Origin of the sequence: Roseospira navarrensis, assembly GCF_009601025.1 — a bacterium.
GTDB lineage: Bacteria > Pseudomonadota > Alphaproteobacteria > Rhodospirillales > Rhodospirillaceae > Rhodospira > Rhodospira navarrensis.
Map to the genome: position 1 here is coordinate 1 of NZ_WIVE01000018.1, position 22,471 is coordinate 22,471.

Annotated in this window: 18 protein-coding genes; 1 reads left to right on the forward strand and 17 read right to left on the reverse strand. The window is 68.4% G+C overall.

The genetic code is table 11. The annotated features are described in order from the left end of the window. Positions 1 to 187 precede the first annotated feature (187 nt). The 13 genes from GHC57_RS07575 to GHC57_RS07635 all read right to left on the reverse strand — a co-directional run bounded on the left by GHC57_RS07575 (position 188) and on the right by GHC57_RS07635 (position 17,940). Complete coding sequence (locus GHC57_RS07575) at positions 188 to 2,341, reverse strand: protein kinase domain-containing protein (protein ID WP_153342832.1); 2,154 nt, start codon at positions 2,339 to 2,341, stop codon at positions 188 to 190. Positions 2,342 to 2,377: 36 nt separating this feature from the next. Then, the gene (locus GHC57_RS07580; protein ID WP_153342834.1) at positions 2,378 to 4,762 is read right to left on the reverse strand and encodes a caspase family protein; all 2,385 of its coding nucleotides are present in this window, start codon (positions 4,760 to 4,762) and stop codon (positions 2,378 to 2,380) included. 76 nt (positions 4,763 to 4,838) lie between these two features. Then, entirely contained in the window at positions 4,839 to 5,420 is a 582-nt protein-coding gene (locus GHC57_RS07585; RefSeq protein WP_153342837.1) for an OmpA family protein, read from the reverse strand. 131 nt (positions 5,421 to 5,551) lie between these two features. Further along, positions 5,552 to 5,875 carry a rubredoxin gene (locus GHC57_RS20425; RefSeq protein WP_153342839.1) on the reverse strand — a complete coding sequence of 108 codons (324 nt, stop codon included), beginning with the start codon at positions 5,873 to 5,875 and terminating at the stop codon, positions 5,552 to 5,554. A gap of 357 nt (positions 5,876 to 6,232) precedes the next feature. Further along, positions 6,233 to 8,308, reverse strand: a complete 2,076-nt coding sequence (locus GHC57_RS07595) for a hypothetical protein (protein ID WP_211369142.1) — start codon at positions 8,306 to 8,308, stop codon at positions 6,233 to 6,235. A gap of 446 nt (positions 8,309 to 8,754) precedes the next feature. Next, on the reverse strand, positions 8,755 to 9,081 hold the full coding sequence (locus GHC57_RS07600) for a rubredoxin (protein WP_153342841.1): 327 nt from the start codon (positions 9,079 to 9,081) through the stop codon (positions 8,755 to 8,757). A gap of 210 nt (positions 9,082 to 9,291) precedes the next feature. Next, a complete protein-coding gene (locus tag GHC57_RS07605; protein WP_153342843.1) occupies positions 9,292 to 11,256 on the reverse strand; it encodes a PhoX family protein in 1,965 nt (654 codons plus the stop codon). Between the two features lie 308 nt (positions 11,257 to 11,564). Next, positions 11,565 to 12,302: an ABC transporter ATP-binding protein gene (locus tag GHC57_RS07610; RefSeq protein WP_153342845.1), complete on the reverse strand. Its 738-nt coding sequence runs from the start codon at positions 12,300 to 12,302 to the stop codon at positions 11,565 to 11,567. Between the two features lie 278 nt (positions 12,303 to 12,580). Next, positions 12,581 to 13,369, reverse strand: coding sequence for an ABC transporter ATP-binding protein (locus tag GHC57_RS07615; RefSeq protein ID WP_153342847.1), 789 nt, complete (start codon positions 13,367 to 13,369; stop codon positions 12,581 to 12,583). Beyond that, positions 13,366 to 14,124, reverse strand: a complete 759-nt coding sequence (locus GHC57_RS07620) for an ABC transporter ATP-binding protein (RefSeq protein WP_153342850.1) — start codon at positions 14,122 to 14,124, stop codon at positions 13,366 to 13,368. The genes GHC57_RS07615 and GHC57_RS07620 overlap by 4 nt, the downstream gene beginning before the upstream one ends. Positions 14,125 to 14,144: 20 nt before the next feature. Next, positions 14,145 to 15,302: a branched-chain amino acid ABC transporter permease gene (locus tag GHC57_RS07625; protein ID WP_153342852.1), complete on the reverse strand. Its 1,158-nt coding sequence runs from the start codon at positions 15,300 to 15,302 to the stop codon at positions 14,145 to 14,147. A gap of 4 nt (positions 15,303 to 15,306) precedes the next feature. Continuing rightward, positions 15,307 to 16,335 (reverse strand): branched-chain amino acid ABC transporter permease, encoded by a 1,029-nt coding sequence (locus GHC57_RS07630; protein ID WP_153342854.1) that lies wholly within the window; start codon positions 16,333 to 16,335, stop codon positions 15,307 to 15,309. 261 nt (positions 16,336 to 16,596) lie between these two features. Then, complete coding sequence (locus GHC57_RS07635) at positions 16,597 to 17,940, reverse strand: substrate-binding protein (RefSeq protein WP_153342856.1); 1,344 nt, start codon at positions 17,938 to 17,940, stop codon at positions 16,597 to 16,599. A gap of 310 nt (positions 17,941 to 18,250) precedes the next feature. Between GHC57_RS07635 and GHC57_RS07640 the strand changes: the two genes are divergently transcribed. Then, positions 18,251 to 19,789: a helix-turn-helix domain-containing protein gene (locus GHC57_RS07640; RefSeq protein ID WP_153342858.1), complete on the forward strand. Its 1,539-nt coding sequence runs from the start codon at positions 18,251 to 18,253 to the stop codon at positions 19,787 to 19,789. A gap of 59 nt (positions 19,790 to 19,848) precedes the next feature. Here GHC57_RS07640 and GHC57_RS07645 read toward each other — a convergent pair whose 3' ends face one another. The 4 genes from GHC57_RS07645 to GHC57_RS07660 form a co-directional block, all read right to left on the reverse strand. Further along, positions 19,849 to 20,271 carry a type II toxin-antitoxin system VapC family toxin gene (locus tag GHC57_RS07645; protein WP_153342860.1) on the reverse strand — a complete coding sequence of 141 codons (423 nt, stop codon included), beginning with the start codon at positions 20,269 to 20,271 and terminating at the stop codon, positions 19,849 to 19,851. After that, positions 20,268 to 20,522, reverse strand: coding sequence for a FitA-like ribbon-helix-helix domain-containing protein (locus GHC57_RS07650; protein ID WP_153342862.1), 255 nt, complete (start codon positions 20,520 to 20,522; stop codon positions 20,268 to 20,270). Before GHC57_RS07650 ends, GHC57_RS07645 begins: the two co-directional genes overlap by 4 nt. A gap of 89 nt (positions 20,523 to 20,611) precedes the next feature. Further along, positions 20,612 to 21,220 (reverse strand): DUF4276 family protein, encoded by a 609-nt coding sequence (locus GHC57_RS07655; RefSeq protein ID WP_153342863.1) that lies wholly within the window; start codon positions 21,218 to 21,220, stop codon positions 20,612 to 20,614. Then, positions 21,217 to 22,377: an AAA family ATPase gene (locus GHC57_RS07660; protein WP_153342865.1), complete on the reverse strand. Its 1,161-nt coding sequence runs from the start codon at positions 22,375 to 22,377 to the stop codon at positions 21,217 to 21,219. The genes GHC57_RS07655 and GHC57_RS07660 overlap by 4 nt, the downstream gene beginning before the upstream one ends. Positions 22,378 to 22,471 lie beyond the last annotated feature (94 nt).

Sequence of the window (22,471 nt, forward strand, 5' to 3'; positions counted from 1 at the left end):
AACGTGTCCCGATCCATGCCCGCCTCCCGCGTTCGGTATCCTTCATGATACCAAATCCGGGAATGCATAGCGAACGCTATTTGAGCCAAAGCAAAAAGCCGCCTTCGGGCGGTTTTTTGCTTTTGGGGGCCGGCGCTGCGGCGGTGGGGCCATGAGCGGGACGGTCCGGCCCCGCCTGCGGCTCGATCTACGGCACGATGTCGATGAAGGCGTAGGTGAAGCGCAGCATGGGGCCGGACTCTGTTTCCTGGCGCAGCAGATCCTCCAGGAACGCCTGCAGGGGTTCGACCTCCGGCCGCAGCTCGGGGAACAGCGGCACCGGCGATTGCGCCACCAGCACCATGTGCCGGCCGGCCGGGGGGGCCATCTCGTAGGCGCGGGGCACGCCGGACGGGCTCGCTTCGGGCGCCCCGAGCGAGATCGTCTCGCCCGCGCTGGCGGCCGTGTCCCGGCGGACGGGATTGGGCAGCATGTGCAGCACCAGCCGTTCGTTTGAGTCGATGAACACCGCGTGCAGATGGCTCTGGGGCAGGGTGGTCTGGATGTCGAGGGTCAGGAACTCGCCAACCCGGTAGCGCCCCGTGCCGTTGCCGAAGCCGATGGTCGGACCGTCCCGGAAGCGCCAGTCCTCCAGCGTGCCCAGGATGGCGCACAGGGGGCGCGGTGCCACCGCGACGCCCGAGGTGTCGATCCCCGTCAGGCCGGGTACATCGGCGAGGCGCGCGCGCAGGGTGTCCAGGTCGTCCCGGCTTTCCAGATAGCCCGAGGCGCTGGCGGCCATGCCGGCGTCGAAGCTGACCGTGAGCGCGCTGCACGGCAGGTCGGCTGTCAGCGCGCCCGGATCGGGCACGGGCGGACGCACCGCGACCTGTTCGGACGGGGCGGTGGTGGTCTCCGTCCCCGGTTCGGCCTGGACCTGGTCGGGCGGACCCGGCGGGCCGTCCTCCGGCGCGGTCGTGGAGGCGGTCTGATCCAGATCCGGCGTGGTTTCGGTCGCGCCATCGCTCTCGGGCCCGTCACCAGCGGTGGGACCGTTGTCCGGACGGGGACGGGGCGTCATCTGGGCGATGATCGCTTCGGTCTCCGCGTCCCGCTCCGGCTTGGCGTCGCTGCTGGCCGATCCGTCCGTCGCGGCCGTTCCACCAGTGTCCGCCTGCGGGATGGTCGGCCCCGTGGCGGTCGTGGTGGTGTTCGCCCCCGAAGCCGGCGTGGCGGGGCCGTCCGCCGGGGTGTCGGCGACCGCGCCCGGCCCGTCGGCCCCTGACCCAAGGCCGCCCTGCCAGACCCAGAGGCCGGCCCCGGCGCCGCCCGCCAACAGCAGCAGGCCGGCCGCGAGGGCGAGCGTGCGGCCCTTGCCGCCGCCGCCCGACCGTGCATCCCCGCGGCGGCGGGTTTCGCCCGCCTTGGCCGGGGCGCCCATGCCGATCAGGTCGGCGGCCGTGTCCGGCCGGTCCGCCGGGTTCGGGTGCAGCATGGCCGTCAGGTCGGGCCACAGGTCCTCCGGCACGCCTTCCAGGTCGGGCACATCGGCGCGCCGGGCCAGCAGTTCCGTCGGCGAATGGCCCATGTCCAGGGGGTTGCCGCGCGCCACGGCGGCCAGCACCAGCCCCAGGCTGTAGACGTCGGAGCGGCCGTCCACCTGCCCGCCGTGCGCGCCGAGGTGCTCCGGCGAGGCATAGCGGTACTTGCCCGCGAAGCCGTCGCCGATCAGCGTGGTGGCGGCCGCCTCCTGGCGGGCGATGCCGAAGTCGATGATCTTCGGCTGGTTGATGTCGCCGTCCTGCAGGACGATGTTGTCGGGCGAAATGTCCCGATGAACGATTCCCGCCCGGTGGGTTTCGGCCAGGGCGCCCGCCAGCCGGTCGCGCAACTGGCGGACCTCGCCGACCGAGAACCGGCGCCGCCCGATCAGGTCGGCCAGGGAGGGGCCGTCCACGTATTCCATGACCAGGAACGGGTGATTGTTCTCGTCCAGCACCAGCCCGCTGTAGCCGACGATGACCGGGTTGCGGATGGATTCCAGGATGCCCGCCTCGCGCCGGAACAGCGCAATGATGCGGTCATCGCTGGCGAACTCCGGCTTGATCATCTTCAGCGCATAGGCGCGCTGATTGAACAGGTGGCGGGCGCGGTAGACCTCGCCCATGCCACCGATGGCCAGCAGTTGTTCGATCCGGTAGGTGTGCGAGATGACGCCGCCGATCGGAATCGTGCCGCCGGAGGGCCGGGTTTCGCCGCGGGCGGCGGGCGGCGTGGTTCCGCCGGGCTGGGAGACGACGGTGGCGTCGTCCGAGGGGCTGCCGGGGGTGCGTCCGGGGGCGTCCGGATCGGACGGGGTCATCCAATGGTCTCCATCGCGGGTCCTCTGTCGCGTCTTCTATCGCGCCAGCACGAAGTCGGCGCCCCGGCTGATGCCCACGGGGGTCACCATGGTGCGGTTAAGGATGCCGCCGCGCGCGCCGGACACCTGGGCCAACTGCTTTTCCAGCGACTTCACCACGACCGGCACCATGTCCTCAACATACGTCTTGATCTCCACCACCGTCACCTGTCCGTCGCGCGGGGCGCGGTCGGCCTGACGGGCGCTGCCGCCCTCGAAGCCCTGCAGGAAGGCGTAGGTGAACAGGCCGTGGTTGAGGACCGCGTATTCAGGGGCCTCCTGACCGGCGCGGGCGGCGGTCAGCACGTGAACGCCGGTCTCGCGGCTCAGCGAGTCCAGGAACCGGCGCTGCTCGAATCCGTCGAACTGTTGCAGGGCGGCGCCGGATCCGCAGGAATCCACAAGCAGCAAGACCTTCTGGGCCGGGATGCGGCGCAGATTGTCCGCCAGTTCCTGCGCGGACACCCCGTGCGAGCGGATCGCCCCGGCCGAAGCGGCGGTCACGTCGGCGGCGAGGAAGTACCAGTCGTCGTTCAGCGCCTTGCCGTGGCCGGCCAGATAGACCACCACCACGTCCCGGTCGGACACGGTGCGCAGGCTCTTCAGGTGCGCCATGATGGCGCCCTTGGTCGCGTTGCGGTCCAGCAGCAACGTATTGCGCACGCCGGCGTAGGGGGTGCGGATGCGGCTCTGGAACAGCCCGGCCACCGACTGGGCGTCGTTGGCGGCGAAGTTCAGGGGCTCCAGCCCGCTGGCCCGATAGGCGTTGATGCCGACCGAGGTCAGGTAGAGCTGACCCGTGTTGCCGCCGCCGGCCGCCTGCACGGTGGCGGTGGCCGGCTCGCTGGTGCCGTTCTGCCAGCCGACGCCGACGGCGGAGAACTGGTTGGCCCCCGCGACGGCGGGCACGCCGAAGGTGACGGTGCGGCTGGGGTTGCCGTCCTGGGTGCCGGTGCTCTCGCTGACGATGACGTCGGGGGCCACGCGCTTGCCGTTGTTGAACAGGCGCACGGTGGGAATGGTGTCGCTGCTGGGATTGACCACCGTCACCGTGACCGTGAGCGTCTGCCCGGCCTGGGCGCCGGAGGTGGGCGAGACCGACAGCGAGACCTCGGGCGGCAGGCGGATTTCCTGGCTGATGGGCACCGAGGGGGTCTGGGTGCTGAGGGTCATGCCCGGCTGCACGGACTTGGACAGCAGGCCCGGCTCGTACAGCGAACTGGCGTAGGTGTCCACGGGCATGTCGGCGGCGGGCGTGCTCCACACCACATCGGCGTAGGTGTCGATGGCGCCGTCGTAGCGGCCCTCGGGGGAGACCACGGCCCAGCCGCCCTGGTTGGAGATCATGCGGGCGAGCTGGCGGAACGACTGGCCGTCCAGCACATGCACCGTGCCGTCGGCGCTGGCGGCCAGGATGCGGTTCGGGTTGGCGCGGAGCGCGAGGCCGCTGATGCGGCCGGGCAGGGGCGAGGGCGCGGTGGTGGCGCCGCCGCCCGCGTGCCGGACCAGCCGGCCCGATGCGTCGCCGGAGACGGCGGCCCCCCCGGGCGCGGCGGCGACGGCGGTCACGGCGCCCCCGTGCGGCGTGGTCGCGGACAGGCGCTGAGCGGTCGTGGCGTTCCAGATCTCGACCGCGCCGCCGCCGGTGCCGACCGCCACGGTGCCGTCGGCGGCCATGGCGAGCGCGGTGATGGAGCCCGAGGGCTGCACCGTCCGCACGCTGCCCGGACTGCCCAGCAGCAGCGCGCCGGTGCTCGTGGTGGCCGCGAATGTGCCGGTATCGGTGGTGGCGACGTGGGTGACGGGGCCGCCGGCCCGATGCAACTGCCGCACGGTGCCGCTGGCCAGGGTGACGGCGAGGATGGTGCCGTCGGTGCGGCCCACGATGGCCTCGTTTCCGTCCGGCGACAGGCCGAGCGCGCCCACCCCGGTCGAGGCGGCCGCCGGCAGGGGGGCGACGCCGCTGCCGGAGGAGGCCGGCAGGACCCGCGCCTGATTGCCGGTGGACCCCAACAGCACGAAGCCGCCGCCCGGCCCGACGTGGATCTCGCGCAGCGGCCCGAGGCCCGGGTTGGGCAGGCGCTGGCTCTCGGCGCCCTCCTGCAGGTCCCACAGGGCGATGCTGCCGTTGCCCACGGCGGTCGCGGCCGTGGTCCAGTCGCTGTCGATGGTCAGGCCCTGCACGGGTCCCAGGTTGCCCCGGATGGTCAGCGTCGGGCGGAAGATGGCGCGGGTCTGGCTCTGGACGGCCCGGCCCAGGTTGCGGGTGGAATAGCGCAGGATGTTGGACTGGGCCTCGGCATCCCGGGCGACCGGCAGGGGGCCGGGCGCCAGCAGGAGGGCGGCCCCGCAGACGGCGAGAACGAGCGAGCGGACGGACATGACGGCTTTCCCCTGCGCACGGCGGGGCCCGCGAACGCCGGACGGCCGCGCGGGACCACCGGCGCCGGGTCCGGCCTCAGGAATCCAGGTTGACCAGTTCGACGCGGCGGTTCGCGGCCGAGCGCGGGTTGGACGGATCCTTCAGGCGCTGTTCCCCGAAGCCGCGGGCGTCGAGCCGCGCCGGGTCGATATCGAAATTGCTGAGGAGGTAGTCGCGCACCGCCAGGGCGCGGCGCTGGGACAGGTCGTCGTTGTAGAACGACTCGCCCGAGGCATCGGTGTGGCCGAACACGCCGAACCGATAGGCGCTCAGCTCCTCGGATGTCAGCGCCTTGCCGATGGCGTTCAGGGTGGGCATGGCGCCGGGCAGGATCTCGGCCGAGTTCAGCTCGAACAGGATGCTGTCGAACGAGGCCGAGAGCTGGCCCATGTTTTCTTCGGTGGACGGCTCGGGCTGCTCGTCGCCGGCGTGCAGGCGGATGCCGCGCCCGCGCGGGCTCAGCATGTCGATGATCTCGTCGGAGCTGCGTTCCGCCCCGGTGATGTCGGGAATGGCGATGCCCGGGTTTGCGGGTTCGGTCTGGGCGGCGGCCGGGACGGCGCCGAAGGCGACGGCGGCAGACAGGCCCAGGGTGAGGCACGCGGACGTCCGCTTCATCGGTGGTTCCCTCTGGCTCGGCGGGCGGGGCCGTTCCCGCGGGACGGGACCGACTCCAGGCCCGGGATGTCATGCCCCACAGTAGGATTGATCCGGGCCGCTGTCACCCCCCGCGCCGAAGGCCGACGGGCTCACTCGGGAATAAAGATGTCCTTCTCATGCCCGCACACGGGGCAGATCCACCAGTCCGGCAGGTCCACGAAGGGTGTGCCCGGCGGGATGTCCGCCTCCGGGTCGCCCACGCGCGGGTCATAGATGTAGGGGTCGCAGTCGCCCCAGGTGCAGACCCAGAGGCCCCCCAGACGCTCCAGGTCCGCATCCGCGTCCGTGGCGGCGCGGGCGCGCGCCGCAGGACCGGCCAGAAACGGAAGCGCGGGCAGGGCGGCGAGGGCGGTCAGCAGGCGGCGGCGGCTGGGCGAAAGGCCGGGGGCGCGGCGGAAATGGTCGGCACTCATCGAGGGGTCTCCTGTCGCGATGCGGGCAAGTCGGCGGAACAGGCCGTCAGGGTGCGCAGCCAGGGTTCCGGCGGCATTGACGGCCCGCAAGCCGGCCCGGACTGCAATGGAGATTTCATACGCGCGACCGCAACGGTCAGGGGCGCGATTGGCCCGTCGGTGTCCGAGACTGGCCGACGAAAAGGTTCACCATTTTTTGTCGGCCGGCCGGCCCGACTGGGCCGGCGCCGCGAAGCGGCGGAGGCGATGAACCGGACTGGTCCGGTTCATCGCCGATCCGTGCAAAAAAAAGCGCACGGGCGGGAGCATGGCTCCCGCCCGGCGGTTCGCGATGGACCGATGGACCGAGGGACCGGCTTACATCGGCAGGTCGGGCGAGAACATGAACAGCTGGCCGCCCTGGTCGGCTTCGACCTCGGCGACGGCGCCGCCGGACTCGCCCTTGTGCTGGACGACGCCGATGAGCATGGCCTCGTTCACCGGCACGCTGAAGTTGACCTCCTGCTCGCCGGTGCCGGACAGCTCCTCGATGGAATAGAAGCTGCCGTCGTCCTTGCGGGCGAGCAGCGCCGAGACGTTCCAGGTGCCGGAGAACTCGGAGGAGGTCGCCTTGGAGAAGGTGCCGCCGTAGGCCGAGACTTCATTGGCCGCGCGGGGGTTCTGCTTGCCGCCGGCCATAGCCAGGAAGTAGCCGGTGTTCGCCGGCGTCACGTCCAGGGTCTCCGGATCGATCTCCAGGGCGTACTTCCGTTCGCCGTATTCGTTGCCGGAGTCCTCATCGACGATCAGAACGTTGGCGTCGGCGGTGCCGATCCACTGCAGGCCGTCCGGCGCATCGGTGCGGGCGGTGCCGTCTTCCCAGGTGGCGGCGGTGCCGTCGCCGCCGTGCTTGATGCCCTTGTCGCCCACCTCAAGGGTCAGGGCGCCATCGAACGCCGCGACGATGCGCTTGGCGCTCGCCGGCACGGACTCGGGCAAGGCGCCGTCCAGTTCGCCGAGCGCCGCGCCCAGGCCCTCGAAGTCGATGGCCAACAGTGCGCCCTCGTTGGTCATGTTCTGGATGTAGCGCTGCTTGGAGGTGTCCGGATCGACGGCCGGGTGCTCGGTCTTGCTGTCACCCACGAAGAAGGTGAAACCCTCCGGCTGCTCCTCCGGCTTCTGCCACAGGGTCATTTCGGTGTCCTTGACGGCCACCGGCTTGTCCCAGCCGCCCCACTGATAGCTGGTGGGGAAGAAGGTGACGTCGAAGGTGTTCGGGGCGTCCGGATTGGTCAGGTAGGCGTCCATCATCTTGGCCTGGAGGTCGATCTCCTCAATGCCAAGATCGGCGTAGGCGTCGTTGTTCAGCGCCATGCCATAGATCTTGCCGTACAGCAGGCCGTTGCGGGCCAGGAACTGGTCGCGCGCCGGCGCGTCCGCCGCCAGCGGCTCGCCGTCGGCATCCAGACCCTTGCGGCCGATGTAGATCTTCAGCGGAGCCGGCTCCAGGTCGTGGTTGTAGCCCGCCAGGACGACGACGACGTAGTCCGGATGACCCGGGTTGATCGGCAGCAGCTTCTCGTAGCCGGTCTGGCCCAGGGCGGGGACGGTGTAGGCGGTCTCGTTGGCGATATCAACGACGATCGAGGCCAGGCCCATGGTGTCGTTGGTATCGACCAGGGTGGTGACGGTGTTTTCGGCGTCCTTCGAGGTGAACATCTGCTGGATGTTCCACTCTTCGGCGTTCAGCCAGACATCATCGGCGAAGCCGATGCCGTCGCCGTACTTGTTGGCCTTTTCATAGAACGCGCCGCAGAACGACTGGAAGAAGAAATCGCCGTTCTTCAGCGTGTACTTGTCCGAGAAGTCCACCACGGTGCCGTCGGGCAGGGCCTGGTTGCCCCACGCGCCGCCTTCGGACCGCGGCACCACTTCGTCACCGAAGACGTTGTAGACGGTGTCGAACAGGTGCCCGGTGCCCTCGACGATGGTGCTGGCGGCGGCGTCGTTGCCGAGGAAGTCGGCCAGGCCGGCGCGGGCATAGTCGATGGTGTGGACGTGGGAGCCGGTGAACGTGACACCGCTCTCCATCTCCCAACCGTAGGTCTCATTGCTCATCGTGGCGTAGGATTCGGACTGGTACGCCACGCGCACCGTGTCCTCATCGGCCAGCCAGGCCGCATGGCCGTCCGGATAGCCGGTCAGCGCTTTGCCGGTCCCGGCGTCCACTTCGCCCACGGTGGCCAGCGGCTTCATGGCGCTGATGAAGGGGAAGTCGGTGTCGCCGCCCTGGCCATCGACGCTTTGTTCGGCGGGCGCGTCGGCCGTGCTGGCCTCGGCGATCAGCGCGGTGACCTCGCCCACGTTGTGGATCTCGGCGGCGTGCGCCGTGAGCGCCGTGGACGCCAGGAGCGCGGCACTGAACGGGATCAACGCTTTATTGCCCAGGTGCATGGAAATATCCCCTCTGTCTTTCGTCGGAAGGCGTGCGTCGAGACGGAACGCCCGATGGCGCGGGTGGACCTGGACCCCCGGCGGTTCGGCGAGGCGCTGTCCAGGGAGACCGCGGATGAGTCCCGGCCGGGCGCTGCGACGCCCGGATGATCGACCGGGAGTGTTCGCCAACGCCGCCCCAGGCTCAAATCACAGTTCGATGACGAAGAATTGCGGATAATAATGAATCGCAACTAAAGAATGCGGGTATGCCAATGCGGCCCGAAGCCGCGTGACGGATCGGGTGCCGGGCGCGAGGATGGATGCGGGGCAAGGCGCCGGCGTCGTGGGGTCATGCCGCTTCCGGCAAGTCGGGACTCGTCGGAAGCGGCCGGCCCGACCGGGCCGACGCGGCGGAGCCGCGTCTGGCATGGGTCCTGACGAGTCAGGGCCCAAGCAAACCAGGATCAGCCGTGCTTCACGAACCAGCGCTTGGGCGCGCCGCAGACCGGGCACAGCCAAGTGTCGGGCAGGTCCTCGAACGCGGTGCCGGGCGGGATGGGATGCGACCCGGCGATGTTGTCGGGATCGCCCGTGTCCGGATGGTAATAGTACGGATCGCACCCATTGTAGGTGCATTCCCAGACCTGCGTGAGCGGGTCGTAAGGCTCTTCGGCCGTGGCGGCCGTGGCGGCCGTGGCCCGGGCCGGGCGCGCGCCGGGCTGGACCCAGGCCAGCAGCCCCAGAAGGGCGGCCGGGGCGGTGCGCAACAGGGATCGGCGCGATGGAGTCATCGTGATCTATCTCCGGGTTCGAGACTCGACGGGGAGACCCTCCGCCGGGCGAACGCGGACAAGTCTGCGCGCGGGCCCCGCAGACTACATTGACGGCGCGCAAACGGCACCGGGGCAGAATCAAATGTCATGGCCCTGCAACAGAGAAGAGGCCGGCCCGAATGCCTCCGGACCGGCCCCGTTTTCAAAACCCGGTGAGAGGACCCACCGTCACGCGCCGATCGGGCCGCCGTCGGCCTTCACGATCACCTGCACGGACGGACGGGGCGGCATGCCCTCCTGGAAGTCCGGCCAGCGGGTGACGGGGGTCTCGAAGGTGCTGCCCTTCTCGTCACCCGGATGCTGGACGGCCGCGAAGTAGGTGGTGTCGTCCGGCGTGAACTCCGGACCGCACAGCTCCGCGCCAGCCGGGCAGGCGTACAGGCGACGGGTCAGGGCGCGGCCGGGACCGGACACGTCCGAGCCCCACACGCCGTCGGCGATGCCGCTCTTCGGGCCGCCGTCGGTGGAGATCCAGATCCGGCCCTTGCTGTCGAAGGCCAGGTTGTCCGGGCAGGACAGCCAGCCGCCCTCGACCAAGTCGCCGCCGTACATGGCGCCGGCCTCGGCGTCCGCCGGATCGCCGGCCAGCAGGAAGATGTCCCAGGTGAAGGTGGTCGCGGCGTGGTCGGCGTTGGCGCCGTCGCCGTCGGCGGCGGTGCCCGGCGGGATCATCTCGATGACGTGGCCGTGCGCATTGACCGCGCGCGGGTTGGCCGCGTCCGTCTGGTCGTCCTTCCGCTTCGTGTTGTTGGTCAGCATCATGTAGACGACGCCGGTCACCGGGTTCGGCTCCACGTCCTCCGGGCGGTCCATCGGCGTGGCGCCCAGCAGGTCGGCGGCGCGGCGGGTCTCGATCAGCACGTCGGCCTGGCTGTTGAAGCCGTTCTCGGCGGTCAGCGGGCCTTCGCCGTGGACCAGCGGCATCCACTCCAGGGTCCCGTCGGCGTCGAAGCGGCCGACGGAGAGCGTGCCTTCGTCCAGCAGGTCCATGTTGGCGGCGCGGTCATCGGGGTTGAAGGTCCCGGCCGAGACGAACTTGTAGACGTAGTCGAAACGCTGGTCGTCGCCGGTGTAGACCACCACGCGGCCGTCCTTGTTCAGGACCGTGGTCGCCCCCTCGTGCTTGAAGCGGCCGAGCGCGGTGCGCTTCTTGGGCGTCGAGGACGCATCGTACGGGTCGAACTCGACCATCCAGCCGAAGCGGTTGGGCTCGTTCTGCTCCTTGTTGATGTCGAAGCGGTCGTCGTACTTGCCCCAGACGTACCAGCCGCCCGGCACGCCGTAGCGCTTGTAGTTGCGGGCCTCGTCGGTCTGCTCCGCGTCGCCCATGAAGTAGCCGTGGAAGTTCTCCTCGGCGAACAGGACCGTGCCCCAGGGCGTCTTGCCGCCGGCGCAGTTGTTGAGCGTGCCGATGACCTTGGTCCCGGTGGAATCGGCGCTGGTCTTCAGGCGGTCGTGCCCGGCCGCCGGGCCGGTCAGCATCATCTCGGTGCCGCTGGTGGTGATGCGGCGATTGTAGGGGCTGTCGGCGACCACGGACCACGGCCCGCCCTCGCGCTTGATCTCGACCACGGTGTGGCCGTGGGCGGCCATCTCGATGGCGACCTGTTCGGCGGTCAGGTCCTCGGACGCCGGGCTGCCCGGGAACATCAGGTCCGGGTTGGTGTACTCGTGGTTCACGCACAGCAGGCCGTGGTCCGAACTGTCGGAGCCCATCGGCAGCGGCATGAAGCCCACATAGTCGTTGTTGTAGCCGAACTGCTGGGCCTGGGCCTCGGCGGTCTGGTTGGTGACGTCGAACGCAGGCGCGCCCGGCACCACCGGGTCGCCCCAGCGGATCAGGGTCTGGGCGGCATAGCCGTCGGCGACATGGCTGTTCTCGTCATAGCCGTGGGGCAGCGGGCTGAAGGTCAGGGTGCTGCCGCCGGCGGCATGGGCCGTCCGGCTGAACAGACTGGTGCCGATCGCGGTGGCGGTGCCGGCGACGGCCACGCTGGCGGCCGCGCCCTTCAGGGCATCGCGGCGGCTCAGGCGGGACTCGATGATGGCGCCGATGGTCGGCGTCTTGGTGGGGTTGGCGGGCACGTCGTCGTCGTGCTCCAGCCGCTCGCTCCAGGTCAGGTCGTCGCGCATGAGGGGCTCCGTCGGTCAGCAAATGAGGGGGAGGGGTCACAGAACCGGCCAGACGGGGCGATCGCGAGCATCCGCAAACCGAGAAAGGAGTCTGAGGTGCGCCTTCAGGTCACCACGCCGTGGAATGTCGCGAACTTTAATGACTCAAGAAAGCAGTCGGCGTGAAAGTTTGGTGTCAAACCCCTTTCGCGCGCGAAAGGAGCGGCGCGCGCCCGTCATGCGCGCACACACACCGACCGGGCCGCGAGAGAGTCGCGGCCCGGCGATGGAGCGTCGGCGTGTGGGGGCGGGACGGGGAGGGGGAGAGGTCAGACCGCAAGATACTCGTGGCGCAGGTCTTCGTTTTCCAGCACCTCTTTCGCGGAGCCGTCGAACACCACCTCGCCCATGTCCAGGATCACGGCCCGGTCGGCCAGCGTCAGGGCGGCGATGGCGTTCTGTTCCACGATGACGGCGGTCATGCCCAGGTCGCGGACCTTGCGCAAGGTGCGCTCGATCTCCTGCACGATGACCGGCGCCAGCCCCTCGTAGGGCTCGTCCAGGAGCAGCAGCTTGACGTCCCGCACCAGGGCGCGGGCGATGGCCAGCATCTGTTGTTCGCCGCCGGACAGGGTCGTGCCCTCCTGGCTCTTGCGCTCGCCCAGACGCGGGAACAGTTCGTAGACCTCCTCCAGCGTCCAGCCCAGCGGCGGCGCGATGCGGGCCAACTGCAGGTTCTGCTGCACCGTCAGGCCGGAGATGATGCGGCGGTCCTCGGGCACCAGCGCGACTCCCAGCCGTGCGGCCTGGTGGGCGCGCATGGTGTGCAGCGCCTGACCGTTGAGCCAGACCTCGCCCCGCTGAAGCTGCGGGGAGTCGAGGCGGGCGATCGCGCGCAGGGTGGAGGTCTTGCCGGCGCCGTTGCGGCCCAGCAGCGCCAGGATCTCGCCTTCGCGGATCTCGAAGCCCACACCCTGGACGATGTAGCTCTGTCCGTAATAGGCATGCAGGTCGCGCGCCTGGAAATAGGGGCGGTCGGAGGCGGCCGGGGCCGGGGACTGGGACATGAACGGGTTCCTTCGACGGGGGACCTGGCAGGAGCGTGACGGGGCCGCCGACCGGCCAGTCGGTCGAGCGAGGGCCTTGCCGCATCAGGCCCTGGGGCGCCCCTTCAGGGGGCGATTTGGCTTCGACCGAACGCCAACCGTATCATGTGGGGGCGGCTGCGTCCGGCACAAGGTTCCGGGCCGGAAGGACAACGCGCCGCCGGCCCCGAAGCGGGACGCGGCGGCGCGCGGGTGTGTCGTGCCTCGGAGCGACCAAGGGCCGCGCCTAGACCGCCAGGTTAGACGGCCAGGTACTCGTGTCGCAGCTCGGCGTTGTCCAGCACCTCCTGGGCGGCGCCGTCGAACACGACCTCGCCCATGTCCAGGATCACCGCCCGGTCTGCCAGATGCAGCGCGGCGATGGCGTTCTGTTCCACGATAATCGTGGTCATGCCGAGTTGCTTGACGTTCTCCAGCGTGCGTTCGATTTCCTGCACGATCACGGGCGCCAGACCCTCATAGGGTTCGTCCAGCAGCAGCAGCTTGATGTCCCGGGCCAGCGCGCGGGCGATGGCGAGCATCTGCTGTTCGCCGCCGGACAGGGTGGTGCCTTCCTGATTCTTGCGTTCGCCCAGGCGCGGGAACAGGTCGTACAGGCGCTCCACGCTCCAGCCGTGCGGCGGCGCGATCTGGGCGAGTTGCAGGTTCTGCTGCACGGTCAGGCCCGGGATGATCCGCCGGTCCTCGGGCACCAGGGCGACGCCGTTCTGGGAGGCCTGATAGGCCTTCATCTCGTGCAGCGGCTTATGATCCAGCCAGATTTCCCCGTGGGTCAGGTTGGGCGCATCGAGCCGGGCGATCGACCGCAGGGTGGAGGTCTTGCCGGCCCCGTTGCGCCCCAGCAGGGCGAGAATCTCGCCTTCCCGGATGTCGAACGACACCCCCTGGACCACGTAGCTTTCGCCGTAATAGGCGTGCAGATCCCAGGCGGAGAAATAGGCCGGCGCGCCGCCGCGCCCGCGCACGGGCTCCACGCCGGGGGCGTGTCCGCCCTGATAGATCTCGTCCTTCAGGAGCGTCTCGGTCATAGGTGGGCTCCTCCCAGATAGGCTTCCTGGACGCGCGAGTCGCCCTTGATCTCGTTCGGCGTGCCCTCGACGATGGGTGTCCCCTGGGCCATCACCGTGACGCGGTCGGCCAGCGAGAACACCACGTGCATGTCGTGCTCGATGATGATCTTGGTGACGCCGTGTTCTTCCTTCATGCGCGCCAGAAGGTCGATGGTGGCGTTGGTGTCGTGCCGCGACATGCCGGCGGTGGGCTCGTCCAGCAGCACCAGCTTGGGTTTCTGGACCAGACACATGGCCAGTTCCAGCCGGCGCTTGTCGCCGCGCGACAGGTTGCCCGAGTGGTGGTGGCGCTTGTCGCCCAGCCCGACGTTTTCCAGGATCGCCTCGGCCCGGTCGCGGATCTCGGCCCGGCCGTCCACGCGGCCCCAGGCGTTGACCTTGAACGCGCCGTCCCGCACCGCGAGGGTGGGGATCATCACGTTGTCCAGCAAAGACAGGTCTGTGAAGATCTCGGGCGTCTGGAAGACGCGCGCGACCCCCATCTGGTTGATCTCGTGCGGCGCGCGCCCGGTCAGGGTTTTGCCCCCGAACAGCACCGTCCCGGTGTCCGGCGCCAGCCGGCCCACGCAGACGTTCAGCAGCGTGGACTTGCCGGCGCCGTTGGGGCCGATGACCGCGTGAACGGTGCCCTCGGTGATGTCCAGGTTGACATTGTTGAGGGCCTTCAGACCGCCAAAGCTCTTGTTGACGTTCTGGACCTGAAGGATTCCCATGGTCGCTCTCTCCCCGTTCCCTATTCGGCCGGCTGCGGCTGTGTGCTGGAGCCGCCGGACCCGCCGCCCCGCAAGCGGGTCACGGCCGCGGAGATGCGCTGGCCGCCCTCGATCACGCCCCCCGGCAGGAAGATCACGATCAGCATGAACAGCAGGCCGAGCGTCAGGTGCCAGCCCTCGCCGACGAACAGCCCGGCGACGGAGACCACCGCCGCCTCGATGCCGTCGGGCAGAAAGGCAAAGATCTCGTGCAGGGCCTGCTCGTTGAAGGCCGAGAAGATGTTCTCCGAGTACTTGATGATGCCCGCCCCCAGCATCGGGCCGAGCAGCGTGCCCGCACCGCCCAGGATGGTCATCAGCACCACCTCGCCCGACGCGGTCCACTGCATGCGCTCGGCCCCCGCCAGCGGGTCGGTGACGCACAGCAGCGCCCCGGCCAGGCCGGCGTACATGCCGGAGATGACGAACGCGGTCTGGGCATAGGGTCGGGTACTGATGCCGGTGTAGTTCAGGCGGGTCTGGTTCGTCTTGATGGCGCGCAGCATCAGCCCGAACGGCGAGCGGAAGATGCGGAACGAGATGTACATGCCGATCAGCAGCCAGACGGCGCAGAAATAGAATCCGGGCAGGCCGCTCATCTCCATGCCGAACAGGTTGGTGACCAGCGGGCCGTCCACCTCGCCGGCGCCCATCATGTGGTCCAGCACCCGGGGATCGCTGTTGAGCACGCGCAGGCCGGTTTCGCCGTTCGTGATCGGCGTGAGCACCGAATAGGCGAGGTTGTAGGACATCTGGGCGAAGGCCAGGGTGAGGATCGAGAAGTAGATGCCGGTCCGGCGCAGACTGATGAAGCCGATGAGCCAGGCAAAGGCGCCCGACATCACGACGGCCAGCAGCAGGGCGGGGATCGGGTTCATGCCCAGCAGCTTGAAGCTCCAGACCGCCGTGTAGGAGCCCACGCCCAGGAAGGCGGCGTGGCCGAACGACAGGTAGCCCGTCAGCCCGAACAGAATGTTGAACCCGATGGCGAACAGGCCATAGATCGCGAACTTCTGCATCAGGTCCGGATAGGCCGCGCCGAAGGGCATGAGCCAGATGGGCATGGCCAGGATGACGACGGTGAACAGGCCGAACCGGACCATGTCGCCCTGTGGCGTCTCGCGAGTGTTCGTGGTCATGGTCTCAGCCCTCCATCACGCCCTTGCGGCCCATCAGGCCACGCGGCCGGACGAGCAGGATCACCACGGCCACCAGATAGATGATGATCTGGTCGATGCCGGGCAGGATACTCTTCACCTCGGTCATCGAGGCGAACGACTGCAGGATGCCGAGCAGGAAGCCGGCCGCCACCGCGCCCGGCAGGCTGCCCATGCCGCCCACCACGACGACCACGAAGGACAGAACCAGGAAGTCCATCCCCATGTGGTAGTCCGGCGGCAGGATCGGCGTGTACATCACACCGGCCAGACCCGCGACCACGGCCGCCAGCCCGAACACCAGGGTGAAGCGCTTCTCGATGTCGATGCCCAGCAGGCCCACGGTCTCGCGGTCGGCCATGCCGGCCCGCACCACCATCCCGAAGGTCGTGAGCTGCAGGAAGGCGAACACGCCGCCGATCACAAGGGCCGAGAACAGGAAGTAGATCAGCCGCCAGTACGGATAGACGATCTGGCCCGGGTCGAAGCCCACCAGCACGCCGATGTCGGCGGCGGTGCGCATGGCGTCGGGCGGGCTCTGTGGCAGCGGATTGGCCCCGAACCAGGTCTTGATGATCTCCTGCAGCACGATGGCCAGGCCGAAGGTCACCAGGATCTGCTCCGCGTGCGGGCGCTTGTAGAAGAACTGGATCAGGCCGCGTTCCATGATGAACCCGATCAGGATCATCACCGGGATGGCGGCCAGAATGGAGACCGGGACGGAGTAGTCCAGAAGAAGGTGGCCCGTGTCCCCCAGCCAGGAGACGATGTAGGGTTCGCGGATCTCGACCGGCGTGCCCCACGGCGTGAGGTTGTCCGGGTCGAGACGGACCTGTTCCAGGCCGATGAACTGGTTGACACTGACGGCGCAGAAAGCGCCGAGCATGAACAGGGCTCCGTGCGCGAAGTTGACCACGCCGAGGGTGCCGAACACCAGCGTCAGTCCCAGCGCGATCAGGGCGTAGGCGCCACCCTTGTCGAGCCCGTTCAGGATCTGGAGAAGGATCGCGTCCATCCCGTCAGACTCCCTTGGCGGTAGAGCACCGCCCGCCCCCATGGCGGACGGCTCCGGATATCCCGGTCATGTGTCCTGGTCCGGCTGTCCCGCCGCGTTGCGGCGCTCTGTCGAGCGGGGGCGGGTTGTCCGGAAAAGCGGCGTGCGGGCCCGCGCCGGCGGCCCGGGGCGAGCCCCGGGGCGTGTGCGCGGCCGCACGAAAGGGTGCGGCCGCCCCGCGAGGGGCGACCGCGATCACAGGGTGTCCCTGGGTGGGCCGGCTTAGGCGCCGTTGTTGCACTCACCCAGTTCGCCACCGAAGATGGCGGGATCGTAGGTGACCTGCTCGGCCGGAACCTCCTGCACGACCTCCAGCAGGTCGAACTGCGAGGACGGGTTCTCGTTGCCCTTCACGACCAGCACCTTCTTGAAGCACTGGTGGTCGGCGCCACGGTACAGGGTCGGGCCGTTGCCCATGCCGTCGAACTCGTGGTCTTCCAGGGCATCCACCACGCCGCAGGGCATGAAGGTGCCGGCGCGCTCGCACGCATCGGCGTACAGCAGAGCCTGGACGTAGCAGGTGTGGGCGGCCTGCGACGGCGGGAAGCCGTACTCGGCGCCGAAGGACTTCACGAAGGCCTTGGAGCCCTCGTCCTGCAGCGACCAGTGCCAGTTGGTGGACCCGAAGATGCCCTTCACGTTCTCGCCCGCACCCTGCGCCATCAGGCGGGAGTACAGCGGCACCACGATGGCGAAGTCCTTGCCGTTCACCTGCTTGTCGCGCAGGCCGAACTGCACGGCCTGGGTCAGGCTGTTGACCATGTCCTTGCCGTAGTGGTTCAGGATCAGCACGTCGGCGCCGCTGTTGAGCACCGGCGTGATGTACTGCGAGAAGTCACCGGCGCCCAGCGGGGTGCGGACGGCGTTGACGGTCTCCCAGCCCAGGGCCTCGGTGGAGTTCTTGATGGACTCTTCCTGGGTCCAGCCCCAGGTGTAGTCGGCGGTCAGGTGATAGGCCTTGCGGTCCGCGCCGTAGTTGCTCTTCAGCACCGGGGCCAGGGCGGCGCCGGACATGTAGGCGTTGAAGAAGTGGCGGAAGCCGTTGCGCCGCTTGTCCTTGCCGGTGGTGTCGTTGGAGTGGGTCAGGCCGGCCATGAAGATGACGCCGGCTTCCTGACACAGCGACTGCACCGCGATGGCCACGCCGGAGGACGAGCCGCCGGTGATCATCAGGGCGCCGTCCTTCTCGATCATGCGCTTGGCGCTGGCGCGGGCGGCGTCGGACTTGGTCTGGGTGTCGCCGGTGACGAACGAAACCTTCTTGCCCAGAACGCCGTTGCCCGAGAGGACCAGCGGCTTCATGGTGTTCAGCATGCCGCCGTCGCCCTCGCCGTTGAGGTGCTTGACGGCGAGCTGGTAGGCGCGCAGCTCGTCGGCGCCCTCGTCGGCGTAGGCGCCGGTCTGCGGCACGTTGAAGCCGAAGGTGACCGTGTCGCCCGTCGGCTTGTTCAGGTACTCGGCGGACCACGCCTGAGAGCTGAAGATGGTCGGCATGGCCAGGCCGGCGCCGACGGCGGCGCCGCCTTTGAGGACACCGCGGCGGCTCGGGGTCAGGAAATCAACCATGACGTTTCTCCCTGTGGATCATTGAGGATTGTCGCTGCCGCGCCGCGTCCGACGGACTGTCCTGTACGGGACCCGCACGCGCGACCCGGTCCGGCCCCCTGCTTTGGCTGCAGAGTTCTTCCGGACACTCTGACGCCTGGATACGCGGCAACAGTCAAAAAAACAATAATATATTGATTTGGAAGCCGCTTTTTGTAACAAGTTGTCTCGTTTGGCGCCGCCCTTTGTCAAAAAATCCACCTTGCGCCGCACACAAGGCGCACACAAGGCGCACACAAGGCGCGGACCGGGGCGGCCGAGGGGAAACGCGATGGAAAGCGGCTTCGGCCTCAAGATCCGGGAACGGCGGCGCAGCATGGGCCTGACGCAGGCCAACGTGGCCGATGCGGTCGGCATCTCCACGTCCTATTTCAATCTGATCGAGCGCGGAAAACGCACCATCGGCGGCGCGCTTCTGTTGCGGATCGCCGAGGCGCTGGAACTGGACCCGGCCACGCTCGACGACGACGCCGAACGCCGGCTGGTGGCCGAGATCACCGAGGTGGTGGGCGATCCGCTGGTGGCCGGTCTGGATCTGCGGCCGGGCGATGTGGCCGCCCTGGTCGGTCGCCATCCCGACTGGGCGCGGGCGCTCGCCATGCTGCACCGGGAGTGCCGCGACCGGGGCGAGCTCGTGGCCGCGCTGTCGGACCGCCTGCACCAGGATCCGTTCCTGGCCGATATCGTCCATCGCATGCTGACCAACATTGCCGGCATCCGCTCCACGGCGGAAATCCTGGAGAGCGTGGACGACATCGAACCCGGCCAGTCGCAGCGGTTCCATGCCACGCTGGTCGCCGAAAGCTCGCGCCTGTCCGAGGCGGCCCAGGCGCTGGCGGATTTCTTCGACCATGCCGAGGCCCCGAAGCAAGCCGTCACGCCCGGGGAGGAACTGGACGACTTCATCCAGGCCCACGGCAACCACTTCCCGCCCCTGGAGGAGGGGGCGGCCCGGCTGCGCGCGCGCATCGGGGCCAACGGCCCGAGCGGCGAGACGGCGGTGGCGGGCTATCTGGAGACCCGGGCGTCGTCCCGGGCGGCGCGCGCGGCGCCGGGGGATGGCCCCGGCGATGCCCTCGCCTGGGCGCTGGAGGACGGCGCGCCGCCGGCCAGCCGGCGGTTTGCGCTGGCGCGTCTGGCGGTGGGCCGCGATCTGGCCGAGCCCATCGCGGCCATCGTCGAGGCCTCGCCTTTGCTGTCGTCCGAAGCGGCGCGCCGCCGGGCCGAGGATGTGCTGGCCAGTTACGCGGCGGCGGCGCTTCTCATGCCCTATGAGCGCTTTCTGGAGGACGCCGAGCGGCTGCGCTACGACATCGGGCTGGTGCGCCGGATCTATCAGGCCAGCGTGGAGCAGGTCTGCCAGCGGTTCGTGAGCCTGCGCCGCCCGGGGGCCGAGGGGGTTGCGTTCGCCATGGTGCGGTCCGATCCGGCCGGGAACCTGAGCAAGCCGTTCCCCCTGCCGCGCCTGCCCATGCCGCGCCAGGGGGCGGCGTGCTCGCTGTGGGCCGTCTACCGCGCCTTTCAGAGCCCCGGCGCGGTGGTCCGCCACGTCTCGGAAACCCCGTCCGGCGATCGCTTCCTGTTCTTTGCCCAGACGGTGGCCAAGGGCGTGGATCGCTTCGGGGCGCCCCCGCGCCAGGCGTCGGTGATGCTGGCCTGCGACCTGCGGGTGGCCGACCGGGTCGTGTATGGGGACGGGCTGGACCTGTCCGCGAACGCCCGACCCGATCCCGTCGGCGTGTCCTGCCGGGTGTGTCCGCGCGACGACTGCGCCCACCGCGCCGCCGCGCCCATCGTGCCGTTGGCGTGAGGGGCGTGGGCCGGGGGGCGACCATGGACGTCAACGGTCATCGTCGGATGCCGTTGGAATTACAGTCGGTGCTGCCACGGATCGATGATCCGGACGCCGGCCGCCCTGAACGCGGTGGCGTCGCGCGTGGCCACGGCGAAGCCGCGGGCGGTGGCGATGGCGGCGATGTAGCCGTCCGGTGTCGGGAACCCCTTTCCCAGGGTGCGGGCCGCAACGGCAAGATCGGCGTACCGCCGCGCGGCGTCCAGATCAAACGGCAGGATGCGGTCGGCGAACAGGCCCAGGAGCCCGTCGAGCGTCGAGGAGAGGGCCTGTCTCCGCCGCCCCGCGGGCAGGGCGTGGATGCCGAACAGCAGTTCCGCGACCGTCACGCTGGACAGAAACAGCGTTTCAGCCGTCTGCGCGTCCAGCCAGTCCCGGACAGCGGGGGACGGCTCGGGCTTCATTGCCTCGGAGACGACCTTGGTGTCCAGAACAATCATTCCAGGCCCAAGGGTGCGGCGGGCGTTCTTTCGCGATGTCTCTCCAGCGCGTCAAGATCGTCATTGGTCAAGCCGGCCTTCCGGCTCAAAGCCGACAGGGCCGACCCGATCCTCAGGCGCTCGCTGGGGCGAACCGCCGTCTCCAGGATGTCCCGCATCTCGGCTTCGGTGCTGCGGCCATGATGGGCGGCGCGCACCTTGAGGGCACGGTGGGTCTCTTCGGACAGGTTGCGAATGGTCACGGCGGGCATCTGCTGGCGCCTCCATCCATGCGATGGCGATGCTATCAGGATAATGATACTGATATCACGCGGCAAGCGGCAACCGTCATGGGCCGTCCCTACCGAAAGGGAAAGGCCGCAAGCCGCTCTCGGGCGCGGCGCAGGCTGTCGGCGTTCTGGGCCGCGCGGGCGGGGTTCCAGCCGTCCGGATCCCGAACGAAGGCGGACAGGCGATCATTATAGTTCATGCCCCTTCTGGCTGTTTGACTGGGGTCGACGGGCAGCAGGTCCGCTTTTACATCCTTCCGCCCATACCGACGGACCAACCCAAGGAGTGTCTCCTTCGGATCCTGGATTCCTTCCGCATCATGGGTCAGCTTGGATTTCGGAATCCCGCTTAATGTTGAGAAACCATCGCGATCCGCCATCAGCCACGCTTCGGTTTCCCTTACGGCAACCCGAAAGACGAGACCTTTCGGCAAGGACCGGCCCTTGCACCATGAAGCGACGAGCGACGGAGGGCACTCGATCCTGTCGAGATCGGTGAGCAGGAAGACTGGAAAAGCGTGTGCCATCTGGATGAATTTCTGGAGGTTCTTCGAAAGATATCCCGAACCCGTTCCGCCAAGTCGACCCGCGATTTCCAGATGCTGACCGGTTTCGAGCAGCAGTCGCTCGGCGACGGCTTCGCTGAGCGCATCCTCCGTGGCCAGCCAGACCGACGTCATTGCCACAGGCTCAGTTGCTCGACCCCCTGGGGACGTGTGTTGGGCAGAACGGCTTCGGCGACCGAGAACCCGGCCTTGAGGGCAGCAACCTCGGCCTCGGTGGGGGGCACGATCTCCGAGCCTTCCTTGCCCGGCAAAAGGCGAATAACCGCGCCAGCGTCAATCCCGGGATTGCTCAGCATGGCCTCGCTGTGGGTGCTGATGATAACCTGACGCTTGTGCTTCGCCTCCCGTTGAGCGCGAGAGATGAGCGCTGGCAACTGCTCAACCACCGCAGTATGCAAGGAAAGCTCGGGTTCTTCGATCAACAAGGGGCCTTTGCCGTCGAGAAGCGACCAGAGTATTCCCAGAAGGCGTAAGGTGCCGTCGGAAAACTGGTCCTCACCTTGCCAAGCCCCTTTCGGCCTATGGTGTTCGTACAGGGCTTGAATGTGGGGGCGTCCCTGCTCGTCGCGTTCAAACCTGAGTTCTTTGAATTTCGGAACCGCGATCTGAAGTGCTTTCTCTATTCTCCGGAAGCGGGAGTCCCGTGTTCGTTGATGTGTTACCGCAATCCGTTCCAGGAAACCTTGGCCGAATGGGTCATCTTCCAGGCGATTGCCACCGATCTTATCGCCGAACTTCAGCAACTGCGGAACCAGGTGCAAATAGGTCACATTGGCGAAATGGTCCGACAGTTCGCGAAAGGTGGCGTTGGCGCGGGTTTGTTCCAGGTGGGTTTCGGTGAGCAAGACCGGATCTCGCTGATCGTCCGCGTCCGGACGAATCAGAGGAGGCTTGGTCCCGAGGTGTTCCACCTTTTCCTCGGTCACGACGGGTCGTTGGGCGCCGACCCCTTCGGACGTGAAACCAAGAACGTAGCGCCAGTTCGAAACCGGATTGCTGAGATCGAACGATAGAACGACTTCGATACGGACCTCGGTATCTTTTCTCGCATGCAGGCAGCGGACCTTTTTGAGGCCACGCCGCATCTCAACAGCCTGTTGCAAACCGCCACCGGTCGGTTTGCAGATATCCCTTAGGAACCGGAACACGTCGATCAGGTTGGATTTTCCCGAGGCATTGGGCCCGATGAGGTAGGACACCGGCTGCGTCAGATCGAATTCCGCTTCGCGGAAGTTCCGCCAGTTCTTGATCTTGACGTGGGTGATGAACATCGGGGGCACCTTGCGCCGAACGGAAAAGGGTCCGCCGGATGGAACCGGCGGACCCCTTAGATCTACGCGCCGGGGTCAGCCCCGGCAAGGCGGC

Bases quoted from the DNA above. Each gene is read 5' to 3' on its own strand.
- GHC57_RS07595 (WP_211369142.1), bottom strand. From the start codon at position 8,308: ATGCACCTGGGCAATAAAGCGTTGATCCCGTTCAGTGCCGCGCTCCTG.
- GHC57_RS07640 (WP_153342858.1), top strand. From the start codon at position 18,251: ATGGAAAGCGGCTTCGGCCTCAAGATCCGGGAACGGCGGCGCAGCATG.
- GHC57_RS07630 (WP_153342854.1), bottom strand. From the start codon at position 16,335: ATGGACGCGATCCTTCTCCAGATCCTGAACGGGCTCGACAAGGGTGGC.
- GHC57_RS07585 (WP_153342837.1), bottom strand. From the start codon at position 5,420: ATGAAGCGGACGTCCGCGTGCCTCACCCTGGGCCTGTCTGCCGCCGTC.
- GHC57_RS07620 (WP_153342850.1), bottom strand. From the start codon at position 14,124: ATGGGAATCCTTCAGGTCCAGAACGTCAACAAGAGCTTTGGCGGTCTG.
- GHC57_RS07580 (WP_153342834.1), bottom strand. From the start codon at position 4,762: ATGTCCGTCCGCTCGCTCGTTCTCGCCGTCTGCGGGGCCGCCCTCCTG.
- GHC57_RS07650 (WP_153342862.1), bottom strand. From the start codon at position 20,522: ATGCCCGCCGTGACCATTCGCAACCTGTCCGAAGAGACCCACCGTGCC.
- GHC57_RS07660 (WP_153342865.1), bottom strand. From the start codon at position 22,377: ATGTTCATCACCCACGTCAAGATCAAGAACTGGCGGAACTTCCGCGAA.
- GHC57_RS07625 (WP_153342852.1), bottom strand. From the start codon at position 15,302: ATGACCACGAACACTCGCGAGACGCCACAGGGCGACATGGTCCGGTTC.
- GHC57_RS20425 (WP_153342839.1), bottom strand. From the start codon at position 5,875: ATGAGTGCCGACCATTTCCGCCGCGCCCCCGGCCTTTCGCCCAGCCGC.
- GHC57_RS07610 (WP_153342845.1), bottom strand. From the start codon at position 12,302: ATGTCCCAGTCCCCGGCCCCGGCCGCCTCCGACCGCCCCTATTTCCAG.
- GHC57_RS07600 (WP_153342841.1), bottom strand. From the start codon at position 9,081: ATGACTCCATCGCGCCGATCCCTGTTGCGCACCGCCCCGGCCGCCCTT.
- GHC57_RS07615 (WP_153342847.1), bottom strand. From the start codon at position 13,369: ATGACCGAGACGCTCCTGAAGGACGAGATCTATCAGGGCGGACACGCC.
- GHC57_RS07645 (WP_153342860.1), bottom strand. From the start codon at position 20,271: ATGATTGTTCTGGACACCAAGGTCGTCTCCGAGGCAATGAAGCCCGAG.
- GHC57_RS07605 (WP_153342843.1), bottom strand. From the start codon at position 11,256: ATGCGCGACGACCTGACCTGGAGCGAGCGGCTGGAGCACGACGACGAC.
- GHC57_RS07635 (WP_153342856.1), bottom strand. From the start codon at position 17,940: ATGGTTGATTTCCTGACCCCGAGCCGCCGCGGTGTCCTCAAAGGCGGC.
- GHC57_RS07655 (WP_153342863.1), bottom strand. From the start codon at position 21,220: ATGACGTCGGTCTGGCTGGCCACGGAGGATGCGCTCAGCGAAGCCGTC.
- GHC57_RS07575 (WP_153342832.1), bottom strand. From the start codon at position 2,341: ATGACCCCGTCCGATCCGGACGCCCCCGGACGCACCCCCGGCAGCCCC.